This window comes from Streptomyces sp. rh34 (genome assembly GCF_002551245.1).
GTDB lineage: Bacteria > Actinomycetota > Actinomycetes > Streptomycetales > Streptomycetaceae > Streptomyces.
On the sequence record NZ_NTGZ01000062.1, the window covers coordinates 11,465 to 32,308 of the forward strand.

Annotated in this window: 22 protein-coding genes and 1 pseudogene; 15 read left to right on the forward strand and 8 right to left on the reverse strand. The window is 71.7% G+C overall.

Annotated elements, in window-relative coordinates:
* Positions 1–227: 227 nt before the first annotated feature.
* The 3 genes from cimA (at position 228) to CR470_RS14510 (ending at position 6,205) form a co-directional block, all read left to right on the forward strand.
* Positions 228–1,835: a citramalate synthase gene (gene cimA, locus CR470_RS14500; RefSeq protein WP_097868004.1), complete on the forward strand. Its 1,608-nt coding sequence runs from the start codon at positions 228–230 to the stop codon at positions 1,833–1,835.
* Positions 1,836–2,212: 377 nt separating this feature from the next.
* Positions 2,213–4,771 (forward strand): glycoside hydrolase family 3 N-terminal domain-containing protein, encoded by a 2,559-nt coding sequence (locus CR470_RS14505; RefSeq protein WP_097868024.1) that lies wholly within the window; start codon positions 2,213–2,215, stop codon positions 4,769–4,771.
* A 57-nt stretch (positions 4,772–4,828) separates the two neighbouring features.
* On the forward strand, positions 4,829–6,205 hold the full coding sequence (locus CR470_RS14510) for a hypothetical protein (protein WP_097868005.1): 1,377 nt from the start codon (positions 4,829–4,831) through the stop codon (positions 6,203–6,205).
* Between the two features lie 111 nt (positions 6,206–6,316).
* On the opposite strand, the gene CR470_RS14515 is transcribed toward CR470_RS14510, so the two are convergent.
* Positions 6,317–7,327, reverse strand: a complete 1,011-nt coding sequence (locus CR470_RS14515) for a YdcF family protein (protein WP_097868006.1) — start codon at positions 7,325–7,327, stop codon at positions 6,317–6,319.
* Positions 7,328–7,392: 65 nt separating this feature from the next.
* On the opposite strand from CR470_RS14515, the gene CR470_RS14520 reads away from it, so the two are divergent.
* Complete coding sequence (locus CR470_RS14520) at positions 7,393–7,626, forward strand: hypothetical protein (protein ID WP_097868007.1); 234 nt, start codon at positions 7,393–7,395, stop codon at positions 7,624–7,626.
* Between the two features lie 80 nt (positions 7,627–7,706).
* Here the strand turns inward: CR470_RS14520 and CR470_RS14525 are convergent, their stop codons facing one another.
* Entirely contained in the window at positions 7,707–8,660 is a 954-nt protein-coding gene (locus CR470_RS14525) for an ornithine cyclodeaminase family protein (protein WP_097868008.1), read from the reverse strand.
* A 105-nt stretch (positions 8,661–8,765) separates the two neighbouring features.
* Positions 8,766–9,353: a TetR/AcrR family transcriptional regulator gene (locus CR470_RS14530; protein WP_097868009.1), complete on the reverse strand. Its 588-nt coding sequence runs from the start codon at positions 9,351–9,353 to the stop codon at positions 8,766–8,768.
* A gap of 138 nt (positions 9,354–9,491) precedes the next feature.
* On the opposite strand from CR470_RS14530, the gene CR470_RS14535 reads away from it, so the two are divergent.
* The 3 genes from CR470_RS14535 (at position 9,492) to CR470_RS14545 (ending at position 11,776) form a co-directional block, all read left to right on the forward strand.
* Positions 9,492–10,373, forward strand: a complete 882-nt coding sequence (locus CR470_RS14535; RefSeq protein WP_097868010.1) for an NAD(P)-dependent oxidoreductase — start codon at positions 9,492–9,494, stop codon at positions 10,371–10,373.
* A 93-nt stretch (positions 10,374–10,466) separates the two neighbouring features.
* Positions 10,467–11,339 carry an AraC family transcriptional regulator gene (locus CR470_RS14540; RefSeq protein ID WP_097868011.1) on the forward strand — a complete coding sequence of 291 codons (873 nt, stop codon included), beginning with the start codon at positions 10,467–10,469 and terminating at the stop codon, positions 11,337–11,339.
* Between the two features lie 194 nt (positions 11,340–11,533).
* Entirely contained in the window at positions 11,534–11,776 is a 243-nt protein-coding gene (locus CR470_RS14545; RefSeq protein ID WP_097868012.1) for a hypothetical protein, read from the forward strand.
* Positions 11,777–11,864: 88 nt separating this feature from the next.
* Here CR470_RS14545 and CR470_RS14550 read toward each other — a convergent pair whose 3' ends face one another.
* Entirely contained in the window at positions 11,865–12,074 is a 210-nt protein-coding gene (locus CR470_RS14550; protein WP_097868013.1) for a DUF397 domain-containing protein, read from the reverse strand.
* Positions 12,075–12,115: 41 nt separating this feature from the next.
* Positions 12,116–12,382, reverse strand: a pseudogene (locus CR470_RS40495) (Scr1 family TA system antitoxin-like transcriptional regulator); the annotation flags it as partial.
* A gap of 43 nt (positions 12,383–12,425) precedes the next feature.
* Between CR470_RS40495 and CR470_RS14560 the strand changes: the two are divergent.
* Both CR470_RS14560 and CR470_RS14565 read left to right on the forward strand, forming a co-directional pair.
* Positions 12,426–12,839, forward strand: coding sequence for an ATP-binding protein (locus tag CR470_RS14560; protein ID WP_097868014.1), 414 nt, complete (start codon positions 12,426–12,428; stop codon positions 12,837–12,839).
* Between the two features lie 75 nt (positions 12,840–12,914).
* Entirely contained in the window at positions 12,915–13,898 is a 984-nt protein-coding gene (locus CR470_RS14565) for an NAD(P)/FAD-dependent oxidoreductase (RefSeq protein ID WP_097868015.1), read from the forward strand.
* Between the two features lie 12 nt (positions 13,899–13,910).
* Here CR470_RS14565 and CR470_RS39530 read toward each other — a convergent pair whose 3' ends face one another.
* A complete protein-coding gene (locus tag CR470_RS39530; RefSeq protein ID WP_179892257.1) occupies positions 13,911–14,081 on the reverse strand; it encodes a hypothetical protein in 171 nt (56 codons plus the stop codon).
* 329 nt (positions 14,082–14,410) lie between these two features.
* Between CR470_RS39530 and CR470_RS14570 the strand changes: the two genes are divergently transcribed.
* The 3 genes from CR470_RS14570 to CR470_RS14580 all read left to right on the forward strand — a co-directional run bounded on the left by CR470_RS14570 (position 14,411) and on the right by CR470_RS14580 (position 16,703).
* Complete coding sequence (locus CR470_RS14570) at positions 14,411–14,677, forward strand: GlsB/YeaQ/YmgE family stress response membrane protein (protein WP_097868016.1); 267 nt, start codon at positions 14,411–14,413, stop codon at positions 14,675–14,677.
* Positions 14,678–14,820: 143 nt separating this feature from the next.
* Complete coding sequence (locus CR470_RS14575) at positions 14,821–16,344, forward strand: catalase (protein ID WP_097868017.1); 1,524 nt, start codon at positions 14,821–14,823, stop codon at positions 16,342–16,344.
* A gap of 161 nt (positions 16,345–16,505) precedes the next feature.
* Positions 16,506–16,703 carry a hypothetical protein gene (locus CR470_RS14580; protein WP_097868018.1) on the forward strand — a complete coding sequence of 66 codons (198 nt, stop codon included), beginning with the start codon at positions 16,506–16,508 and terminating at the stop codon, positions 16,701–16,703.
* 64 nt (positions 16,704–16,767) lie between these two features.
* Here the strand turns inward: CR470_RS14580 and CR470_RS14585 are convergent, their stop codons facing one another.
* Positions 16,768–17,241: an NUDIX hydrolase gene (locus CR470_RS14585; protein ID WP_097868019.1), complete on the reverse strand. Its 474-nt coding sequence runs from the start codon at positions 17,239–17,241 to the stop codon at positions 16,768–16,770.
* Positions 17,242–17,303: 62 nt separating this feature from the next.
* On the opposite strand from CR470_RS14585, the gene CR470_RS14590 reads away from it, so the two are divergent.
* Positions 17,304–17,918 carry a GNAT family N-acetyltransferase gene (locus CR470_RS14590; RefSeq protein ID WP_097868020.1) on the forward strand — a complete coding sequence of 205 codons (615 nt, stop codon included), beginning with the start codon at positions 17,304–17,306 and terminating at the stop codon, positions 17,916–17,918.
* A gap of 178 nt (positions 17,919–18,096) precedes the next feature.
* Here CR470_RS14590 and CR470_RS14595 read toward each other — a convergent pair whose 3' ends face one another.
* Positions 18,097–18,669 (reverse strand): MSMEG_1061 family FMN-dependent PPOX-type flavoprotein, encoded by a 573-nt coding sequence (locus CR470_RS14595; protein WP_097868021.1) that lies wholly within the window; start codon positions 18,667–18,669, stop codon positions 18,097–18,099.
* Positions 18,670–18,915: 246 nt separating this feature from the next.
* Between CR470_RS14595 and CR470_RS14600 the strand changes: the two genes are divergently transcribed.
* Complete coding sequence (locus tag CR470_RS14600; RefSeq protein WP_097868022.1) at positions 18,916–19,983, forward strand: FecCD family ABC transporter permease; 1,068 nt, start codon at positions 18,916–18,918, stop codon at positions 19,981–19,983.
* The coding region (locus CR470_RS14605) for a FecCD family ABC transporter permease (RefSeq protein ID WP_097868023.1) at positions 19,980–20,844 on the forward strand (865 nt) is incomplete at its 3' end. The genes CR470_RS14600 and CR470_RS14605, both read left to right, overlap by 4 nt.

A 20,844-nucleotide genomic window follows, 5' to 3' on the forward strand; every position in this document is an offset into this window, starting at 1 on the left:
GTTCGTCATGATTATTGGCAGCAGGCGCGCCGGTCCGCAGTGACCGTCCCGTACCACCATGTACGGCGCGGCCATCGTGCCCCAGACCCGCGCGCAGACCTCTCGCACCCGCGAGGGGTTTTTTCGTTTTCCGGCCCGTACCCGGGCCGGGGCGGCGCGCGCGGGATGATGGGGGCAAGTGGAGCCCGATCGTCCGGATCCACTCATCCGACAGGAGTCAGATCAGCATGACCACCAAGGCCCCGGCCACCGACGACAGTTTCCATGTCTTCGACACCACACTGCGCGACGGTGCTCAGCGTGAGGGCATCAACCTGACGGTCGCCGACAAGCTGACCATCGCCCGTCATCTGGACACCTTCGGCGTGGGGTACATCGAGGGCGGCTGGCCGGGGGCCAACCCGCGCGACACGGAGTTCTTCGCCCGCGCCCAGCAGGAGATCACGTTCGAGAACGCCCAGCTCGTGGCGTTCGGCGCGACCCGCAGGGCCGGCGGGAGCGCGGCCGAGGACCCCCAGGTGAAGGCGCTCCTGAACTCCGGCGCCCCGGTGATCACGCTGGTGGCCAAGGCGCACGACCGGCACGTGGAGCTGGCCCTGCGCACCACTCTGGAGGAGAACCTGGAGATGGTCCGCGACACCGTCTGCCACCTCCGCGAGCAGGGCCGCCGGGTCTTCGTGGACTGCGAGCACTTCTTCGACGGCTACCGCGCCAACGCCGAGTACGCCAAGTCCGTGGTCCGCACCGCGTACGAGGCGGGCGCCGAGGTCGTCATCCTCTGCGACACCAACGGCGGCATGCTCCCCGCCCAGGTCCAGGCCGTCGTCTCCACCGTCGTCGCCGACACCGGCGCCCGGCTCGGCATCCACGCCCAGGACGACACCGGCTGCGCCGTCGCCAACACCCTGGCCGCCGTGGACGCCGGCGCCACCCACGTCCAGTGCACGGCCAACGGCTACGGCGAGCGGGTCGGCAACGCCAACCTCTTCCCGGTCGTCGCCGCGCTGGAACTCAAGTACGGCATGAAGGTGCTGCCCGAGGGCGCGCTCGCCGAGATGACCCGCATCTCGCACGCCATCGCCGAGGTCGTCAACCTCACCCCCTCCACCCACCAGCCGTACGTCGGCGTCTCGGCCTTCGCCCACAAGGCCGGGCTGCACGCCTCCGCGATCAAGGTCGACCCCGACCTCTACCAGCACATCGCCCCCGAGCTGGTCGGCAACACCATGCGGATGCTGGTCTCCGACATGGCGGGCCGCGCCTCCATCGAGCTGAAGGGCAAGGAGCTCGGCATCGACCTCGGCGACGACCGTGCCCTGGTCGGCCGGGTCGTGGAGCGGGTCAAGGAGCGCGAACTCCAGGGCTACACCTACGAAGCGGCCGACGCCTCCTTCGAGCTGCTGCTGCGCGGCGAGGTCGAGGGCCGGGCCCGGCGCTACTTCCGTACGGAGTCCTGGCGGGCGATCGTCGAGGACCGCCCCGACGGCACCCACGCCAACGAGGCGACCGTGAAGCTCTGGGCCAAGGGCGAGCGGATCGTCGCCACCGCCGAGGGCAACGGCCCGGTCAACGCGCTGGACCGGGCCCTGCGCGTCGCCCTGGAGCGGATCTACCCGCAGCTCGCCAAGCTGGAGCTGGTCGACTACAAGGTCCGCATCCTGGAGGGCCGCACAGGCACCGAGTCCACCACCCGCGTGCTCATCACCACGGGCGACGGCACGGGCGACTGGGCGACCGTGGGGGTCGCCGAGAACGTCATCGCCGCCTCCTGGCAGGCGCTGGAGGACGCGTACACCTACGGACTGCTGCGCGCGGGCGTCGAGCCCACGGAATAGCCCGACCGGTCCGGTCCGGACCGCAATCGCATCGCATCGCTTGTGGGAGCCGCCGCCCGTCGCCGGGCGGCGGCTCCCACGCGTTCGAGACGGAACGCTCAACGCTCCCTGCCCGATGGGCAGATGGAGCCGGGAAGATCTCGATGTGCAGTCGAGAGGTGCAGCCGAGATGTGTAGTCGAGACGTGAAGTGCTGACGGCCCAGCGCTCGATGTCGTCACGCAGCGGCAGACTCCGCGACGGCTCGTCCGGTTGAGGGAACGGCCGAACTTCTCGGTCGTGTTCATCACGCACGCCGTCTCGCTCCTGATCGAATTCCCGGACCGGATCGCGACCGTGCACGGGGGCCGACCTCGACCGCAGGAAGAGAGTGCCCGCATGCCCCGCACCCCGAACCCCCGCTCCCGGCCCCGGAGGAGCGGAGCCGGACTCGTGACGGCCGCCCTCGCCGCCGCGGCCGTGCTGGCCACCCTCCCCACAGGCGGCCCCGGCGCGTTCGCCCTGGACGCCGTCGAGTCGTACGGCAAGGCGGCCCCGGCCCCCGCCCCGCGTGTCGTCACCGACACGGTGGTCCACCCGGTGAGGAACGGCGACAGCGCGGAGATCGGCCTCTCCGTCGCCACCACCGGCTCCGTGCCCACGGAGGAGCCCGTTACCGTCACGTACGCCACGCGGGGCGGAACAGCCGGGGCCGGGGAGGACTACACCCCGGTCACCGGCAGCCACACCTTCCCCGCGGGCACCGCCTCCGGTACCACCCACCGGGTCACCGTCCCCACGGCGGAGGCGTCGAAGCCCGCCGAGGCGAAGACGGTCCTCCTGGAGGTGACGGTCGCCGGCGCGAAGGCTCCCCCGGAGAACCCGCAGGTCGTCATCGACGCCCACGGACTCCCGTACCAGAACCCGGAGCTGCCCGTGAGGGAGCGGGTGGCGGACCTGCTGGGGCGCATGTCGCCCGCCGAGAAGGCCGGCCAGATGACCCAGGCCGAGCGCGGCGCGCTCCGCGCCCCCGGCGACATCGCCGCCTACCACCTCGGCTCACTGCTCTCCGGCGGCGGCTCGGCCCCCACCCCCAACACGGCGGCCGCCTGGGCCCGGATGACCGACGCCTACCAGCTGCGCACCCGCGTCACCCGCTTCCAGATCCCGCTGATCTACGGCGTGGACGCGGTGCACGGGCACAACAACGTCGTCGGCGCGACGATCATGCCGCACAACATCGGCATCGGCGCGGGCCGCGACCCGAAGAGCGCGGAGCGGACCGGCGCGATCACGGCCAAGGAGGTCCGCGCCACCGGCGTCCCGTGGAACTTCGCGCCCTGCGTCTGCGTCACCCGCGACGAACGCTGGGGCCGCTCCTACGAGGCGTTCGGCGAGGACCCGGCTCTGGTCGAGGCCATGCAGACGGTCATCCAGGGCATGCAGGGCAGCCCGTCCGGCAAGGACCTGCACCGCAACGACAAGGTGCTCGGCAGCGCCAAGCACTTCGTCGGCGACGGCGGCACCGCGTACGGCTCCTCCACCACCGGCGCGTACACGGTCGACCAGGGCGTCACCGAGGTCACCCGCGAGGAGCTGGAGGCCGTGCACCTCTCCCCGTTCGAGGAGTCGGTGAAGCGGGGCGTCGGCACGGTCATGCCCTCGTACTCCTCGCTGGACGTCCTGGGCGACGGCCGGGGCCCGGTGAAGATGCACGCCAACGCCGAGATGATCAACGGCGTCCTCAAGGACCGGATGGGCTTCGAGGGCTTCGTCATCAGCGACTGGCAGGCCATCGACCAGATCCCCGGCGACCACGCGAGTGACGTCGCCACGTCGGTCAACGCCGGACTCGACATGATCATGGTCCCGACCGCGTACCAGGACTTCACGAGAACACTGCGGGAGCAGGTGGCGGCGGGCCGCGTCCCCGAGGCCCGGATCGACGACGCGGTCGCCCGCATCCTCACGCAGAAGTTCCGCCTCGGCCTCTTCGAGAAGCCGTACGCGGACACCGCCCACCTGGAGAAGGTCGGTTCGGCCGAGCACCGTGCGGTGGCCCGTGAGGCGGCGGCGAAGTCCCAGGTCCTGCTGAAGAACGAGGGAGCGGTTCTCCCGATCGAGCCGAACCAGAAGGTGTACGTCGCCGGGTCCAACGCCCACGACATCGGCAGCCAGGCCGGCGGCTGGACCGTCAGCTGGCAGGGCTCCGCCGGGAAGACCACCACCGGCACCACGATCCTTGAGGGCATGCGAAGGGCGGCGCGCACCCCCGGGTCCGTGACGTTCTCCCAGGACGCCTCCGCCGTCACGGACGGGCACGACGTCGGGGTGGTCGTCGTCGGCGAGACCCCGTACGCCGAAGGCGCCGGCGACGTCGGCAACGGCCACGACCTGGAGCTCACGGCCGCCGACCAGGCAGCGGTCGACACGGTCTGCGCCGCCATGAAGTGCGCGGTCCTGATCGTCTCCGGCCGCCCCCAGCTCATCGGCGACCGGCTCGGGAAGATCGACGCGCTGGTGGCCTCCTGGCTGCCGGGTTCCGAGGGCGACGGCGTGGCCGACGTCCTCTACGGCAGGCGCGCCTTCACCGGACAGCTCCCGGTGACCTGGCCGAAGACGGAGGCCCAGCTTCCGGTCAACGTCGGGGACGCGGCCTACGACCCGCAGTTCCCCTACGGCTGGGGCCTGACCACCCTGAAGGAGCCCCCGGCCGGGGGCGAGCCGGCCCTCGCGGTTCTCGCCGCCGCCGCCCACGACGCCGAGGAGGCGAACCTCGGGAAGACCCCGGCGGGCAAGGCGATCGTGGACCGGGCCCGGCTGCTGGTCCAGCGGAAGATCGACGGAAGGTTCACCCAGGAGGTGTCCAAGCCGTTCGCGGAGGCGGACCACCTGCTGCTCACCGGCGATCTGACCGGGGCGGTGGACAGGCTGCGCACGGCGTACCGAGCGGCGTAGGAGCCGGGCTTCCGGACGGGCGACGGCGTTCGTCGCCCGTCTGGAGTAGCGTGAAGTATGAGGAAAAGGCTCTTCCCCGCACTGCTGGCGGGCCTGCTGCTCATCTTCGCAGCGGCGGCTCTCGCCCTGACCTCCTCCGCGTCGGCCGCGCCCGCCGCGACCATCCAGGACGCCGCCCAGGCCCTGCGCGACGACCCCGTCTACGTGGATCCGGGCGCTCGCGACCAGCTCTCCGTCGCTGACGAGAAGGCCCTGGAGAACAAGATCACGGACGCCGACAAGCCGGTGTTCGTGGCCGTCCTCCCCGATACCCCGGCCTTCCCCGAGGAAGGCCTCCTCCCGACCCTGCGCAGCGACACCGGCATCACCGGCGTCTACGCGGTCCGCCTCGGCGACGGCTTCGACGCGGGCGCCGACCCGCAGGTCATGCCGGTCCGAGCGGTCGAGAATCTCACGGCCTCCGTCGAGAACCCCGCCACCGCCGGGGACACGAACGCCCAGCTCAACGCCTTCGTCGACCGCGCCGTCGAACAGGCCCGGGGCTCCGCCCCCGCCTCCTGGTCCGGCGGAGGCGCGGCGGACGGGGCCGGTGCACCGGTCGGCGGCCTGATCACGCTCGGCGCGCTGGTCGCGGCGGGCGGCGCGGGCGCGTACGCCATCTCCCGCCGCAACAAGCGCCGCCAGGAGGAAGAGGAGCGCGCCGCGCTCGACAAGCTCCGGGTCGTCGTCGACGAGGACATCACCGCGTACGGCGAGACCCTGGAACGACTGGACTTCCACCCTGCCGAACCGGGCGCGGACGACACCATGCGCGCCGACTACGAACGGGCCCTGGACTCCTACGAGAGCGCCAAGTCGAAAATGGACAAGGCCGGACACCCCTCGGACGTACGCGGAGTCACCCGGTCCCTGGAGGACGGCCGCTACTCCCTCGCGGTCCTGGAGGCCCGTCGCACCGGCGCGGAGATCCCGGCCCGCCGCCCGCCGTGCTTCTTCGACCCGCGCCACGGCACGGCGGTCACGGAGGTCCTGTGGACCCCGTCCGGCGGCGCGTCCCGGGAAGTCCCGGTCTGCGGCGCGGACGAGGCCCGGCTCAGCCGGGGCGAGGACCCCATGAGCCGCACGGTCGACGTCGGCGACGGCAACCGCCGCCCGTACTGGGAAGCGGGCCCGGCCTACGGCCCCTGGGCGGGCGGCTACTTCGGCGGCGGGCTGCTCCCCGGCCTCCTGGTCGGCACCATGCTCGGTTCGATGCTCGCCACCCCGGCGTACGCCTCCGAGTACGGCGGCGGTGACTTCGGCGGCGGCGCGGGCGGTGACTGGGGCGGCGGCGACTTCTCCGGCTCCGACTTCGACGCCTCCGGCTTCGGCGGGGGCGGGGGCTTCGGTGACGGCGGCGGCTTCGGCGGCGGCTTCGACGGGGGCGGGTTCTGAGCGTTCGTGGCCGACGCCCTCCGGCACCCCGGGAGACGGTCTGCCGCGGGGCGGTGATGTGGACGGTCTCGTCGGTCCCGACCCGGGCGAGCTTGCCCGTTGCCGGGGTCGCTACTTCCGGTTCACCCACCAGGCGGCGACACCGCCGAGGACGATCAGCGTGCACATCACCGCGTTGCTCCGCCGGTAGTCCATGAGGATCGCGGTGAACTCGCGGAGCGTCGCGTTGGGCCAGAAGTACGCGGCCGTGGGCGAGCCCACCACCTGCCCCCGGATCCGGACCCGCCGGGCGGTGAGGGCGGCGCGGAAGGCGTGGTAGTTGTTCGTGACGACGACGCACCGGTAGCCGGGCTTGGCCTCCTCCATGATCGCCTTGCTGAACCGCAGGTTCTCCTCGGTGTTCGTCGACCGGTCCTCCCGCTCGATGAGGTGTGCCGGAAAGCCCTCGGCCACCAGATGGTCGGCCATCGCGTGGGATTCCGGCACGTCCTCGTCGGGCCCCCGCCCGCCCGAGGTGATGAGCACGGGGGAGGCGCCGCGCCGGGAGAGCCGTGCGTGCACCTCCCGCCCGCGCTTCAGCCGGCTCACCAGCAGCGGCGGCACGGTGGAGCCGCCGACGAGCCCCGAGCCCAGCACCACCACGAAGTCGGCCTTGCGGCGCACCCGCAGCCGCCCGTAGAGGAACGCGTAGCAGACGAAGCACAGGAACAGGAACGAGAAGTAGAGCGCCAGCCCGCCGGCCGCCGTCGCCGCGCCGACCAGCATCGGCGTCCGCAGGGCGGCGGTGGTGGCGAGCAGGGCGACGACGGCGAGGATGGCCACGGCGGCCAGCAGGGACAGCAGATTCGTCGGACTCCTGCCCTCCTTGCGCAGCATGCTTACGCCGTTGAGGAACAGGAAACACGTCAGTACGAGCAGCGCCACCGCCCCCAGGCCCAGCAGCGACCACACCACGACCGGCGCGGAGGCGGAGCCGGAGTCGACCAGCCGGTACAGCAGACCAGCCAGCGCACAGAGCGCGGCGAGCCCCAGGACGACGGCGTTGCTGAACTTGCGGCGCTCGCGCAGCACGCTCACACAGAAGACGAGGAAGAGGAGCGCCGCCGGGGCGTAGACCACCATGCGCACAGACTAGGCAGCGTCGATCGGGGCGTGCCCTTTGCGGGGTCCGAGCCGTTGAACCCGGCATGAAGAAGCGAAGCGTACTCGCCGCCGTCACCCTCGCCACCGGAGCGGTCATCGCCGCCATCTCCCCGCCCCCGGGAGGCGGGGACACCGCGCACGCCACCGAGCCGCCCGTCAGCCTCGGCGCGCTGGACAATGTCGGCGAGCTCGGCACGCTGGTCGACGGTGCGGCGGGGACCACCACCTCCACCGCCGGCACGGTCACCAGCACCGTGGAAGGTGCCCAGCTCAGCTGAACCGGCTGACACGGGACAGGGGCGGCCGAAAGGCCGCCCCTGTCCCCGTTTCCGGGCCCGGCCGACCGTGTGGCCCCTTGTCAGGCCAGAAAGTCGACCTGTGGACAGGAGTCCGTTCCGGCGGCGGCCCGGTAGACGGGCCAGGCCAGGGCCAGGTCCTGCCAGGGCAGGCCGACGGGGGCGTAGACGGTGATCTGGTCGCTGCGCTCGCGACCGGCCCGCTCGCCGTGGAGCACCTGCCCGAGCGAGGCGTGCGCGGCGTCCGTGCCCAGTCCGCTGTTGCCGAGCGCCCCCATGGCGACGGCGAGTTCGAGGTCGTCGACCACGGTGAGGGCGCGTCGCAGTGCGTCGGCGGCGAGTTCGACCTTGCCGGGTTCATCGGCGCCGAGCGTGGTGATGTGCATACCGGGGCGCAGGTCGGAGGCGTCGAGCAGCGGGCTGCGTGACCATGTCGCCAGGACGACGATGTCCCCGCGTGCGGCGGCGCGCCGGGGGTCGGCAGTCGTCTCGACCGGGATGCCCAGGAGACGTTCGTGTTCCGAGGCGAACGCGGCCGCCCGTGCGGGGTCGGAGTCGCACACGGTCAGCCCGGTCAGTTCGCGCAGCCGGGCGAGACCCCGCAGCACCATCCGGGCCTGGGCGCCCGCACCGACGACGCTCACCGATCCGGCGTGGCCTGCGGCGAGCACGTGCGTCGCCAGAGCCGCGGCCAGCCCGGTGCGCCAGGCCGTGACCGTCGCCGAGTCGAGCACGGCCAGCAGCTCTCCGTCCGCCAGGTCATGCAGACAGACGAGCCCGCGCAACGCGGGAGTCGCGTCGGGGAACTTGGCGTTGACCTTCACCGTGTAGGCCGGAATCCCGTCGATCACTCCGGGCAGCAGCGCTGTCGCCGTGCCCGGCCCGGGAAGGTCCGTGCGCACGCGCAACGGTCGAACGTCCGGACCGGCTGCGAGGAAGCCCGCGCGCAGTCCGGTCATCACGGTGTCGGGGTCGAGCAGCTCGGTGATCCGGGAACGTGTCAGTAGCAAGGTCACCCGGCCACCCTCGCCGGTCGGCGGCGGATCCGGCAACTTCGCGGAAATCGCCCGATCCCGGCACGCGGCCGGGCGGTGGTGCGACCTCGACGTGCCGGCCGTACCTCAGCGGCTGGGCACATCGACCCCGTACGACCTCACGAGGCGCGCCAATTGCCGGCCCGCCGCCAGGAGGGGTTCCTCGCTCCGGTTGACCTGGGCCGTGACCTCGGCGCCCTCCATGGCGCTGATGACGGTGGTCGCCAGCTCGCGGGCGTCCTCCGCCGGGAACCCGCAGCCCAGCAACTTGTCGCGGACGAGCCGCTCCCAGCCGTTCAGCGCGTCGGCGCAGACCTGCTGGAGGTCCGAGTCGGTCCCGAGCGTCTCCAGTGCCGCCGCCGTCACCGGGCAGCCGTCGACCCAGCCCGACTCCTTGAGTCCGGCGGCCAACCGGCGGGTGCAGGAGAGCACCGCCTCCGCCGGATCGGGCTCGCTGTCCAGGGCTTCCCCCAGGAGCGCCGCGAACTCCTGAGCGCTGTACCGGATCGCGGCGACGGCGACGGCCTCCTTGCCGCCCGGGAAGAAGTGGTAGATCGATCCGAGCGTGGCCTGCGACTCCGCGGCGATCTGCTTGATGCCGGTGCCGACGTAGCCCTGCCGCTGGAGAAGGCGCGCGGCCGCCACGACGATCCGGTCCCGGGTGCTGGTCTGCATGCCGTCACTGCAGCGGGCGCTAAGTAGAGCGTTCGTTCTAGAGCTGTGCCAGCTTCTCGGCATGCTCTGAATAGAGCGATCGTTTTAGTCGGGGCGGGCGCTGACTCCCTGTCCTGGCTGATCTGTCGGAGGTAGGCAATGAACAGCGCACAGAACGCGGTCACCGTCCTCGGACTGGGCCCCATGGGCCGGGCCATGGCCGCGGCCTTACTCGACCGCGGATACGCGGTCACCGTCTGGAACCGCACCGCCTCCCGCGCGGACGACCTGGTGGCCCGGGGGGCGGCCCTCGCGCCGAGCCCCGCCGATGCCGTCGCGGCGAACGAGGTGGTCATCCTCAGCCTCACGGACTATGCGGCGGTCCGCGCCGTACTGGAGCCCGCCGCGCCGGCCCTGGGCGGCCGGGTCCTGCTGAACCTCACCTCCGCCACGCCCGAGGAGGCCCGCGCCGGGGCCGACTGGGCGGCCGGACACGGTGCGGTACAGCTCACCGGCGGTGTCAACTCGCCTCCGTCCGGCATCGGGCAGCCCGAGTCGTCGACCTTCTACAGCGGGCCGCGCGAACTGTTCGATCGGCACCTGGTGGTGCTCGAAGCGTTGACGGGCCGGGCCGAGCACCACGGCGAGGACCCGGGGCGTGCCGCGCTGCTCTACCAGCTCGGCGTGGGCATGTTCTGGACCGCCATGCTGGGTTACTGGCAGGCCGTCGCCCTTGCCCGCGCGAACGGTTTGACGGCGGCCGACTTCCTGCCGCACGCCGACGACACGGCGAACTCCCTCTCGCAGTTCTTCGCCTTCTACGCCGACCGCATCGACGCGGGAGTGCACGTCGGCGACGTGGACCGCCTGGCCATGGGGATGGCGAGCGTCGAGCACGTCCTGCAGACCAACGCCGACGCGGGAGTCGACACCGCCGTCCCGGCCGCCGTCGCCGACCTGTTCCGCCGGGGCATGGCGGCGGGACACGGCGCGGACAGCTTCTCGTCCCTGGTGGAGCTGCTGGCGAAGCCCGGGAAGTAGTGCTTCGCCGGCCCGACCGATCCGGGCACGGACGGTCGGGTCCGGCAGGATGGCCCCTCCCTACGGTGAACGAGCAAGGGAAGGAGTCAGCGGTTGCTGGAACGGCTGAACGACGCGATGGAGCACATCGAGGCGCATCTCGGTGAGCGCATCGAGGTGGCGGAGCTCGCGCGTATCGCGATGACGTCGGAGTACCACTTCCGCCGGATGTTCTCCGCGCTCGCGGGCCTCCCGCTGTCGGAGTACATCCGTCGCCGGCGCATGACGGTCGCGGGAGCCGAGGTGCTCGGAGCCCCCGACCGGACACTGCTGGACGTGGCGGTGCGGTACGGCTACGACACGGGAGAGGGCTTCGCCCGCGCCTTTCGGGCCGTGCACGGCATCGGCCCCGGCGAGGCCCGGCGCGGCGGCGCGGTTCTGCGGTCCCAGCAACGGCTGACCTTCCGACTCGTCGTCGAAGGGAGTACGGCCATGCAGTACAAGCTGGTGGAGAAGGACACATTCCGGGTGGTGGGCAGGAAGGCCCGCGTCCCGCTCATCCACGAGGGGCCGAATCCGGCCATCGCGGAGTTCATCCGGGGGATCGGCCGGGAGGAGCTGGACCGCATCGCGGCCCTCTCGGACCAGGAGCCGGCGGGGATCGTCGGGGTGAGCGACCAGCTCGACCCGAGCCGCGCGGAGGGCACCGAACTCGACTACTACCACGGGGTGGTGAGCGGGGCGGAGCCTCCGGAAGGCCTGGACTCCCTCTCCGTACCGGCGGGGACGTGGGCGGTCTTCACGAACGAAGGCGCGTTCCCGCAGGCCCTGCAGTACCTCTGGCGGGACGTGTTCACCCAGTGGTTCCCGTCGAACCCGTACGCCTCCCAACCCGGCCCCGAGATCCTGCGGGTGCGGCTGACGGAGGAGGGGAAGCGGGCGGAGGCGGAGCTGTGGATCCCGGTGGAGCGCTCGGCCGGTTCGTGAGCCGCTGGAACGAAATATGCGGCACGACAGAGGTTTACGGCCATGGGGCATATGCGATGCCTTAATGGTCCAGACCTATTGTGCGGCGGGGCTCCGCTCGCTAGTTTTTCCCTGGCGGCGCGCGCTGATCGGCTCGGCTCTACCCATTCACTGACGCACAGTCATGTGCGTCGACTGGAAACGGAGTTACCGACATGCGTCGACGTATCACCACCATCGCGGTCACTGCTGTGGCGGCGGCCGCGATGGCTCTCGGCACGGCCTCCACCGCCTCCGCGGTGGGCTCGGGTTACACGATCCGTGGCCACTACGCGTCGCAGGCGGCCTGCCAGGCCGCGGGTGCGGCCGGCGCCGCCAACCACATCTGGAGCCCCCTGTTCATCTGCAAGCCGTTCGCGGCCAAGCCGAGCGTCTACGAGCTGTGGGTGCGCTACTGATCCCGCGGCGCACAGACGGGAACCGCCCCGCTTCCGGCCGAGTTGGCGGCCGGGGGCGGGGCGGGGCCTTTTCGTGTACGGGGGTGGCTCAGGCGGCCGCGCTGCCGTGGACGAAGGCGCTCCAGGCGGCGGGCTCGACGGTGAGGACGGGGCCGTCGGTCACCTTGGAGTCGCGGATGTGGACGGCGGAGGGGTGGGCGGCGACTTCGACGCAGGCTCCGCCGTCACCGTTGCTGTAGCTGGACTTGAACCAGTGGAGGGCTGTGGAACCGGGGGCGGGGTGTGCTGCGCGGGACATGTCTCTCCAAGCAGTGCGTCAAGCAGTGCGTCCAGTAGCCGGGTGCTCTCCGCGACGGTGAGCGCCTGGGAACGCAGCATCCCATACCTCTGCATAAGTGCGCTGACGTCGGAGGGTTCGTCGTACAGCTCGCCGCGCAGCTGGCCGTCGATGTAGGCGAGCCCGTCGTGGTCCGGTGTCTCCAGCAGGATGAGCGGCCCCGAGAGCCCGGCGTGCCGAGGGGTGTTGCGGGGCATGATCTGGATGGTGACGAACGGCAGGTCCATGCAGCGTCGCAGGTGGAGAAGCTGCTCACGCATCACTTCGGGGTCACCCTGCTGAAGCGTAGTTACACCGTGTGAGCGTGGAAGCGTGAACGAGACAACTCAACTCCCGTACTACCGCGCCGCCTTCTACTGTCGTGAGCGCAGGTCGATCCCGGTCGTACGCAAGTTCACCCGCCAGGCGCTGGTCGAGTGGGAGTGCGAGAAGCGCACGGACGGCGTGCTGCTCTGCGTAACCGAACTGGCGACCAACGCGCTCCGCCACGGTGTCCCGCCGGGGCGCGGCTTCAAGGTTCACATCTACCTGGAGCGGGTCGAGAACGCGCTCCGCGTCGAGCTGCACGACAGTGGCGGCGGTGAGGTGCGCCCGGCGGACGACCTGCCCGGGGCTGATGACGAGGGCGGGCGCGGGCTGCTGCTGGTCGCGGCGCTGGCGGACACATGGGGGGTGGGGGAGAGGAACCCCGGCAAGATCGTGTGGTGCGAGTTCAGCATCGCGTGACTTGCCGTTTCGGCAAGGATGTTTGTCGTTTCGGCCTCGTGGGAGCACTCTCTTCATCAACCGGAGGTGATCCGTATGGAGAGCAGGAGCGACGACATGAAGCAGCAGCGGTACGACGTGGTGATCGTGGGCGGAGGGGCGGCCGGCCTGAGCGGGGCACTGGCCCTGGCGCGGGCCCGGCGCTCGGTCCTGGTGATCGACGCGGGCGAGCCCCGTAACGCTCCCGCGTCCCATGTGCACAACTACCTGGGCCGGGAGTCGACCCCGCCCGGCGAGCTGCTGGCGATCGGCCGGGGCGAGGCCACCGGGTACGGCGCGGAGATCGTCGAGGGCCGGGTGGCCTCGGCCGAGCGGCTGCCGGGGGAGCAGGGTTTCCGGGTGGCGACGGAGGACGGCAGGAGCGTCGAGGCGCGCAGGCTGCTGGTGACGACGGGGCTCGTCGACGAGCTGCCGCCCGTGCCGGGCCTGGCGGAGCGCTGGGGGCGCGAGGTGCTGCACTGCCCGTACTGCCACGGCCACGAGGTGGCGGACCGCCCGATCGGCGTACTCGCCACCGGCCCCCTCGCCGTGCACCAGGCGCTGATGTGGCGGCAGTGGAGCGCGGACGTCACCCTCTTCCGCCACACGGGCCCGGAGCCCTCGGACGAGGAGTACGAGGAGCTGGCGGCCCGGGGCGTGGCGGTGGTGGACGGCGAGGTGACGGCGCTGGAGGTCGCGGACGACCGGTTCACCGGCGTACGGCTGGCCGGCGGCCGGGTGATCCCGCGCGAGGCGCTGGTGATCCAGGCGCGCTTCGTCGCGCGTTCGGCCGTACTGGAATCGCTGGGCCTGGTCCCGGTGGCACAGGAGATGGCCGGCGAGGTGATCGGCACGTACATCTCCACCGATCCGACCGGCGCGACGGAGGTCCCCGGAGTCTGGGCGGCGGGCAATGTCACCCGCCTCACCGAACAGGTCATCGGTGCGGCCGCGGCCGGCCTCCTGGCGGCAGGGGCGATCAACGGCGAGCTGACCGCCGAGGACACCCGTAACGCGGTGGAGGCGCGGCAGCGGGTCTGAGTGGGTCCGCCGCTACGCGAACAGGGCGGCGAGGAGGTCCCGCACCCACCCGAAGAACGTATGCGTCAGCACCGCCAGCAGCACCAGAATCCCGAGGACCACGGCAGTGACCCAGGAGCAACTGCCCCCGGGTCCCGCCGAGGGCTCGTCCCGCCCGCCCAGCTCCGCGTCGAACAGATCCATGGCTCGACCCCGTCCCGCCCCATCACCCAAGCCCGGTGACCGGAGCCCCCCGGCTCCGTGGGTGAAGACTCGCACGGTCGGGAGCGGCGTGAGCAGGCGGTGCCGTACTCGGATGGGGCAGGGGAAAGTGCTCAGTCGGCTGCCCTTGACGCTGACGCCCGTGTCGGTCCACGTCCGAGCCCGTCCGGCGTAACGCGGGCAGGTCAATCGTGCAGCTCCCGGGTGACGGGCGGGGCCCGGCGGATGTGTGAGTTCCGGTTGAGGGGATACGCGGAGGGTCCCGGCACCACGAGGGTGCATGGGCGTCGGCAACGCAAAGGGAGATTTCCGTGGGCATCATCGCCTGGATCCTCATCGGCCTGTTCGCGGGGCTCATCGCCAAGGCGCTGACACCCGGCAAGGACCCCGGCGGCTGTCTCATCACGATCGTCATCGGTGTCGTGGGCGGGCTGCTCGGCGGCTGGCTCGGCAAGGTGATCTTCGGCGTCGACTCGATCGACGGATTCTTCAGCCTGTCGACATGGATCGCCGCCGTCGTCGGCTCGGTGATCGTCCTGCTCGTCTACCGGCTGGTCGCAGGGCAGCGATCGCGCTGACGCGGCACGGAAGTCCGCCGGAGCAGTTCCTCGACGAGTCGATTCATCCAGTTTTGCCTACATTGGCAGAGGGTCAACAGGGCAGCCGTAGTAGGAGCCATCGCCGACACGTCTGCGGAAGACGAACAAGAGGAAGCGACGACATGACCGACACCTCGCGCAAGCCGACCACCTCCGACTCCGGCGCCCCGGTGGAGAGCGACGAGCATTCGCTCACCGTCGGCCCCGGCGGACCGATCCTGCTGCAGGACTCCTACCTGATCGAGCAGATGGCCCAGTTCAACCGCGAACGCATCCCCGAGCGCCAGCCGCACGCCAAGGGGAGCGGGGCCTTCGGCAAGTTCGAGGTGACCGCGGACGTCTCCCCGTACACGAAGGCCGCGCTCTTCCAGCCCGGCACCACGACCGACCTGGTCATCAGGTTCTCCACGGTCGCGGGGGAGCGGGGCAGCCCGGACACCTGGCGGGACCCGCGCGGCTTCGCGGTGAAGTTCTACACCAGCGAAGGCAACTACGACATGGTGGGCAACAACACCCCCGTGTTCTTCGTGAAGGACCCGATGAAGTTCCAGCACTTCATCCGGTCCCAGAAACGCCGGGCGGACAACAACCTCCGCGACCACGACATGCAGTGGGACTTCTGGACCCTCTCGCCCGAGTCCGCGCACCAGGTCACCTGGCTGATGGGCGACCGCGGCATCCCGCGGACCTGGCGCCACATGAACGGCTACACCTCGCACACGTACATGTGGATCAACGCCGAGGGCAAGCGGTTCTGGGTGAAGTACCACTTCAAGACCGACCAGGGCATCGAGACGTTCACGCAGCACGAGGCCGACCAGATGGCCGCCGCGGACACGGATTACCACACGCGTGATCTCTTCGAGCACATCCGCGACGGGGAGTTCCCGAGCTGGACGCTGAAGGTCCAGATCATGCCGTACGAGGACGCGAAGGACTACCGGTTCAACCCGTTCGACCTGACCAAGGTGTGGCCGCACGGCGACTACCCGCTGATCGAGGTCGGCCGGATGACGCTGGACCGCAACCCCACGGACAACCACGCCGAGATCGAGCAGGCGGCCTTCCAGCCGAACAACCTGGTGCCCGGCATCGGCCCGAGCCCGGACCGCATGCTGCTGGCCCGGCTGTTCAGTTACGCGGACGCGCACCGCCACCGCATCGGCGGCAACTACCAGCAGCTTCCCGTCAACGCCCCCGTCGTCCCGGTGAACACGTACTCCAAGGACGGGGCGATGGCGTACCGGAAGACCACCGACCCCGTCTACGCCCCGAACTCCAAGGGCGGCCCGGCGGCCGACACGGAGCGCTACGGCACCCCGCCGAGCTGGTACGCGGACGGCGACATCACCCGGGCGGCCTACGTCGACCACGCCGAGGACGACGACTGGGGCCAGCCGGGCACCATGGTCCGTGAGGTCCTGGACGACGCGGCGCGGGACCGGCTGGTGGACAACATCGTCGGCCACCTGCTGAACGGGGTGACCGAACCGGTGCTGAAGCGGGCGTTCCAGTACTGGACGAACGTGGACGCCACCCTCGGCAAGCGCGTCGAGCAGGGCGTGCGCGCGAAGGCGGGCGAGAAGGACCCCAAGGCGGCGGAGCAGAGCAACCCGGCGCGCTCGTCGATGCAGCGCAAGGCCTGAGGCAGACCACCGGGCCCCTTCCGGCAAACGACAGGCCCTCACCCTTCGGCCGACGGGTGGGGGCCTGTCGCATGGCCCGAGGGGCGGCGGGTGCCGGGGGCGGGCGGAGGCCGAGCCCGTCGCCGGTTCTATGCTGGCCGCGATCGCAGGGGGGCGAAGCGATGCAGCGATACGACTGGTACGGCGGCGAGGAGTCCGAGAGGAACCCGGACGCCGAGGCCGAGGGGCTGAAAGCGAAGGTGCACGCCGGCCTCGCGGGAAGTTGCGGGCTGTTGGTGCTGGTGACCGTTGCCGCGGTAGTTGCCCTGGTGGTCGTGGTGGTGGGGCCGGTCTGGATGTTCCTGCTCGGGCGCGCCTGATGCCGCAGAGGCGGATTTCCCGGCAGCTGCCACCAGCGGCCTGACACCCTCCGCAGGGGACCGCTCAGTGCTGGATCAGGCCGCCGACCGGGATGGGGGCGACGTGCCCGGAAGGCGGAAGGGCCCGCGCCAGGGCGAGCCCGACGTCCACCAGTGACGACCGGCGCAGGCGGGCGACCTCGGGCAGCGGGGTCCACACCGGCTCGACGGTGTCGCCGTTCGGCTCGGGCCGCAGCCGGCCGCCGGTGACGCGTACGCGGTAGAAGACCCCGACGTTCTGCAGCTCGGGCGCACCGGCCCGGCGGCGCTCGCCCTCCGGAACCACCCGTGAGTCCACGCCGAGCAACCGCTCGACCACAACCTCCAGACCGGTTTCCTCCGCGACTTCCCGGATCACCGCGTCGTACGGGTCCTCCGCGTGCTCGACCCCACCGCCCGGGAGGGTCCACGTCCTCTCGCCACCCGGACCCACGGCAAGCGCGAGCAGTACCCGCCCGTCCTCGATGCACACCGCGTACGCGGCCAGTCGCCGATCCATGCGGGGAGGCTACCCCCGGCCTCCGGGGCCCCCTCCACCGCTCAAGATCATCGCCATGCAGAATGACCTGTATGTCGATAACGAACACGCCTCGGACGGCCACGCTCGACGATGCCCCGTCGATCAGCCGCACCCTGGCCCGCGCCTTCGCCGACGACCCGATGATGGGGTGGTTCTTCCCCGGCGGGGCCTCGCGCGAGCCCGACCTGGTCCGCTACTTCACCACGATCTTCACCCGGCAGTACGGCCGCCACGGGGTGTGCGAGCGCACCGCGTCGGCAGCCGCGTTCTGGGTGCCGCCGGAGGGGCAGGAGAAGGCCGTTCCCGACGCGGAGACCGTCGCGGAGCTGGAGGCGATCCTGGGCAACCGGGCGCCCCTGTTCCGGGAGGCCGTCCAGGCCGCCGCCCAGCAGGGACCCAAGGAACCGCACTGGTACCTCGCGGTCGTCGGCGCGGACCCGGCCGCCCGGGGCCAGGGGCACGGGGCGGCGCTGCTGCGTTCCGGGCTGGCCAGGGCGGACGCGGCGGGCCTGCCGGTCTACCTGGAGTCCTCCAAGCCGGACAACCTGCCCTTCTACGAGCACTTCGGCTTCACCGTGCTCGGCGAGGCCCGGCTGCCGGGCGACGGCCCGCTGCTGTGGGTGATGCGGCGCGAGCCCGTCCCCTCCGGCCGGTAGCCGGACGACGGCAGCGGGGAGCCCCGGGGTTCACCGCGGGGCTCCCCGCCGCGTGGCGCTGGACCGGGTGATCTCGGCCGAGGCCCGTGCGCCGGAAGCTACGTCGCCGTCCAGGTCAGGCGCGAGCGCTGTGCCAGGACGTGCATCCGTAGTTCTTGCTCCCCTTCATGACGCATCCTCACTCTCCGTCGAGAGGCGCCCCCGCCCACGTCCGGGGCGCCCACACCCCCGACCGCTTCAGTGACGCGGGGCAGTGGCGGAAGATCTCGTCGATCTCGACGACCAGGGCGAGCTTCGGGCGCTGGCCCTTCACCGTCATCGCGTCGAAGAAGGGGGCGTCCGTGACGATGCGGGCCCGGCCGTTGACGCGCAGGACGTCCATCGCCCCGGGTACCAGGTAGAGCAGGCCCACGCGCGGATTCGCCAGGATGTTGTGGAGGCTGTCCGCGCGGCGGTTCCCCGGGCGGTCGGGCAGGGCGATGGTGCCCGGGTCCAGGACGTGGGTGAAGCCGGGGACGTCGCCGCGCGGGGTGGCGTCGCAGTTGCCGGCCGCGTCCGACGTGGCCATGGTGCACAGCGGCGAGCGGGCCAGCAGGTCCAGGTCGTCGTCGGTGAGCCGGTCGTGGACCTTGTCGATGACGATCGGGTGCGGGGTGCCCAGGAGCTCCCGCAGTTCGTCCGCCGAGCCCAGGGGCACGGCCCCGGCCAGCGGACCGGTGGCGGGGGCGGCGGGGGCGGCGGCATACGACAAGGAAGTGCTCCGGAGCTCGTGGGGTGCGGCAACGCGTGTCGAACAGGCGCTGTTAGGGTGACCTTACTTTGGGTCCCCTCGCGTACCCCGTCCGGGGTGGACCGGCCGACGGGGGGCGGCCCTCGCGCGAAGGCGCCAGCGGGCGGGGAGCGTCCCCGCGCGCCCGCGCCGACGACGCAGCCGACGAGCAAGGGTTAAGGAACGAACAGTGCACCACCGCATTCCGGCCGCCCCGGTGACCGGGTCGTGAGCGGCCCGTCCCTCCTGGAGAAGGAGAAGCCGTCGGGCGGCGGCAGGGAGACGCGGCGCAGGCACAGCCGGCCCGTACTCGCCGCCGGGCTCCTGGCCGCCCTCGCCGCGCTGTTCCTCACGGTGGTCGCCAGTCTCGCCGTCGGGTCCGGCGACGTGCCCTTCCGGGATGTCGTCGACGGGGTGCTCGCCCCTGACGTCTCGGTCAAGGGCCAGCTCATCGTCCAGGAGGTCCGCATCCCGCGCACCGTCGCCGGGCTGCTCGCCGGTGCGGCACTCGGCCTCGCGGGCGCGGTGATGCAGGGCGTGGCCCGTAACCCCCTCGCCGACCCCCAGCTCCTCGGCATCAACGCGGGCGCGTCCGTGGCCGTGGTGTGCTCGATCACCCTGCTCGGGTTCACGGTCGCCACCCAGTTCATCTGGTTCGGCTTCCTCGGCGCGCTGCTCGCCGCCCTCCTCGTCTACGGGGTCGGCTCACTCGGGCGGGAAGGCGCCACGCCGGTGAAACTGGCGCTCGCCGGGGCCGCGACCAGCGCCGTGCTCACCTCGGTGACCAGCGCGATCCTCCTCCAGGACCGGGGCAGCTACGACCAGTTCCGGTTCTGGCAGCTCGGCGCGCTGACCGCCCGGTCCTCCGAGGTGCTGTGGCAGGTCTCGCCGTTCATCGCGGCCGGCGTCGTCCTCGCGCTGGCCCTCGGACCGCAGCTCAACGCCCTCTCCCTCGGCGACGACCTGGCCCGCGGCCTCGGCCAACGGGTCGGGACCATCCGGCTGGTGTCCGCCCTCGCCGTGGTGATCCTCTGCGGCGCGGCCACCGTCGTCGCCGGGCCCATCGGCTTCGTCGGGCTCGCCGTACCGCACGCCGCCCGGCTCATCACCGGCCCCGACTACCGCTGGGTGCTCCCGTACAGCATGGTGCTCGCCCCGGTCATGCTCCTCGTCGCCGACATCGTCGGCCGGGTCATCGCCCGCCCCGGCGAGGTCCAGGTCGGCGTGATCACGGCCGCGATCGGCTGCATCCCCTTCATCTGGCTGGTCCGGCGCAGGAAGCTGGTGGAACTGTGAGCCGACCGACCCCCGTCGCCGAGGACGCCGCGCGCGCGGACAAGGAGCGGCTCGCCGACGCCGTACGCCAGGTGTCCGCCGTACGCGGCCGGAGCCTGCGGCGCTCCGTCCTCGTCGGCGCCGCACTGCTGGCCGCCGTGATCGTCATGTTCGGCGTCTCGCTCAGCTTCGGTGACATGGTGATGCCGATCGGGAAGGTCCTCGCCACCCTGTTCGGCGGCGGCGACGGCGGATCGCAGTTCGTCGTCCTGGAACTGCGGCTGCCCCGCGCCCTCCTAGCGATCCTCGTCGGTGCGGGCTTCGGCCTCTCCGGAGCCGTCTTCCAGACCGTCCTGCGCAACCCGCTCGCCAGCCCCGACCTCATCGGCATCAGCGCCGGGGCCAGCGCGGTCGCCGTCACCGCAGCCCTGCTCTTCCAGGTCAGCGGTGTCGCCCTCTCCGCGAGCGCCCTCACCGGTTCCCTGGTCGCCGGGGCGGGCATCTACCTGCTCGCCTGGCGGCAGGGCATCGCCGGCCAGCGCCTGGTCCTCATCGGGATCGGCGTCGGCATGGGCCTTTCCAGCATCGTCTGGTACGTGATGGCCCGCTCCGACGTCACCGACGCGCAGGAGGCGTTCCGCTGGCTCGCGGGCAGCCTCAACGGCCGTTCCTGGGGCCAGGTGTGGCCGCTGCTCGCCGTCCTCGGCGTGCTGGTCCCGCTGACCGTCCTCGCCGCCCACGCCCTGCGCCCGCTCCAGCTCGGGGACGACGCCGCCGCCGGGCTCGGGGCGAAGGTCGAGGGCGGCCGGCTCGCGCTGCTGGGCTGCGCGACCGCGCTCGCCGGGGTCGCGACCGCCGCCGCCGGACCCGTCGGGTTCGTGG

Coding starts and splice junctions, on each gene's coding strand:
- cimA (WP_097868004.1), top strand. CDS start 228: ATGACCACCAAGGCCCCGGCCACCGACGACAGTTTCCATGTCTTCGAC.
- CR470_RS14505 (WP_097868024.1), top strand. CDS start 2,213: ATGCCCCGCACCCCGAACCCCCGCTCCCGGCCCCGGAGGAGCGGAGCC.
- CR470_RS14510 (WP_097868005.1), top strand. CDS start 4,829: ATGAGGAAAAGGCTCTTCCCCGCACTGCTGGCGGGCCTGCTGCTCATC.
- CR470_RS14515 (WP_097868006.1), bottom strand. CDS start 7,327: ATGGTGGTCTACGCCCCGGCGGCGCTCCTCTTCCTCGTCTTCTGTGTG.
- CR470_RS14520 (WP_097868007.1), top strand. CDS start 7,393: ATGAAGAAGCGAAGCGTACTCGCCGCCGTCACCCTCGCCACCGGAGCG.
- CR470_RS14530 (WP_097868009.1), bottom strand. CDS start 9,353: ATGCAGACCAGCACCCGGGACCGGATCGTCGTGGCGGCCGCGCGCCTT.
- CR470_RS14535 (WP_097868010.1), top strand. CDS start 9,492: ATGAACAGCGCACAGAACGCGGTCACCGTCCTCGGACTGGGCCCCATG.
- CR470_RS14545 (WP_097868012.1), top strand. CDS start 11,534: ATGCGTCGACGTATCACCACCATCGCGGTCACTGCTGTGGCGGCGGCC.
- CR470_RS14550 (WP_097868013.1), bottom strand. CDS start 12,074: ATGTCCCGCGCAGCACACCCCGCCCCCGGTTCCACAGCCCTCCACTGG.
- CR470_RS14565 (WP_097868015.1), top strand. CDS start 12,915: ATGGAGAGCAGGAGCGACGACATGAAGCAGCAGCGGTACGACGTGGTG.
- CR470_RS39530 (WP_179892257.1), bottom strand. CDS start 14,081: ATGGATCTGTTCGACGCGGAGCTGGGCGGGCGGGACGAGCCCTCGGCG.
- CR470_RS14575 (WP_097868017.1), top strand. CDS start 14,821: ATGACCGACACCTCGCGCAAGCCGACCACCTCCGACTCCGGCGCCCCG.
- CR470_RS14580 (WP_097868018.1), top strand. CDS start 16,506: ATGCAGCGATACGACTGGTACGGCGGCGAGGAGTCCGAGAGGAACCCG.
- CR470_RS14585 (WP_097868019.1), bottom strand. CDS start 17,241: ATGGATCGGCGACTGGCCGCGTACGCGGTGTGCATCGAGGACGGGCGG.
- CR470_RS14590 (WP_097868020.1), top strand. CDS start 17,304: ATGACCTGTATGTCGATAACGAACACGCCTCGGACGGCCACGCTCGAC.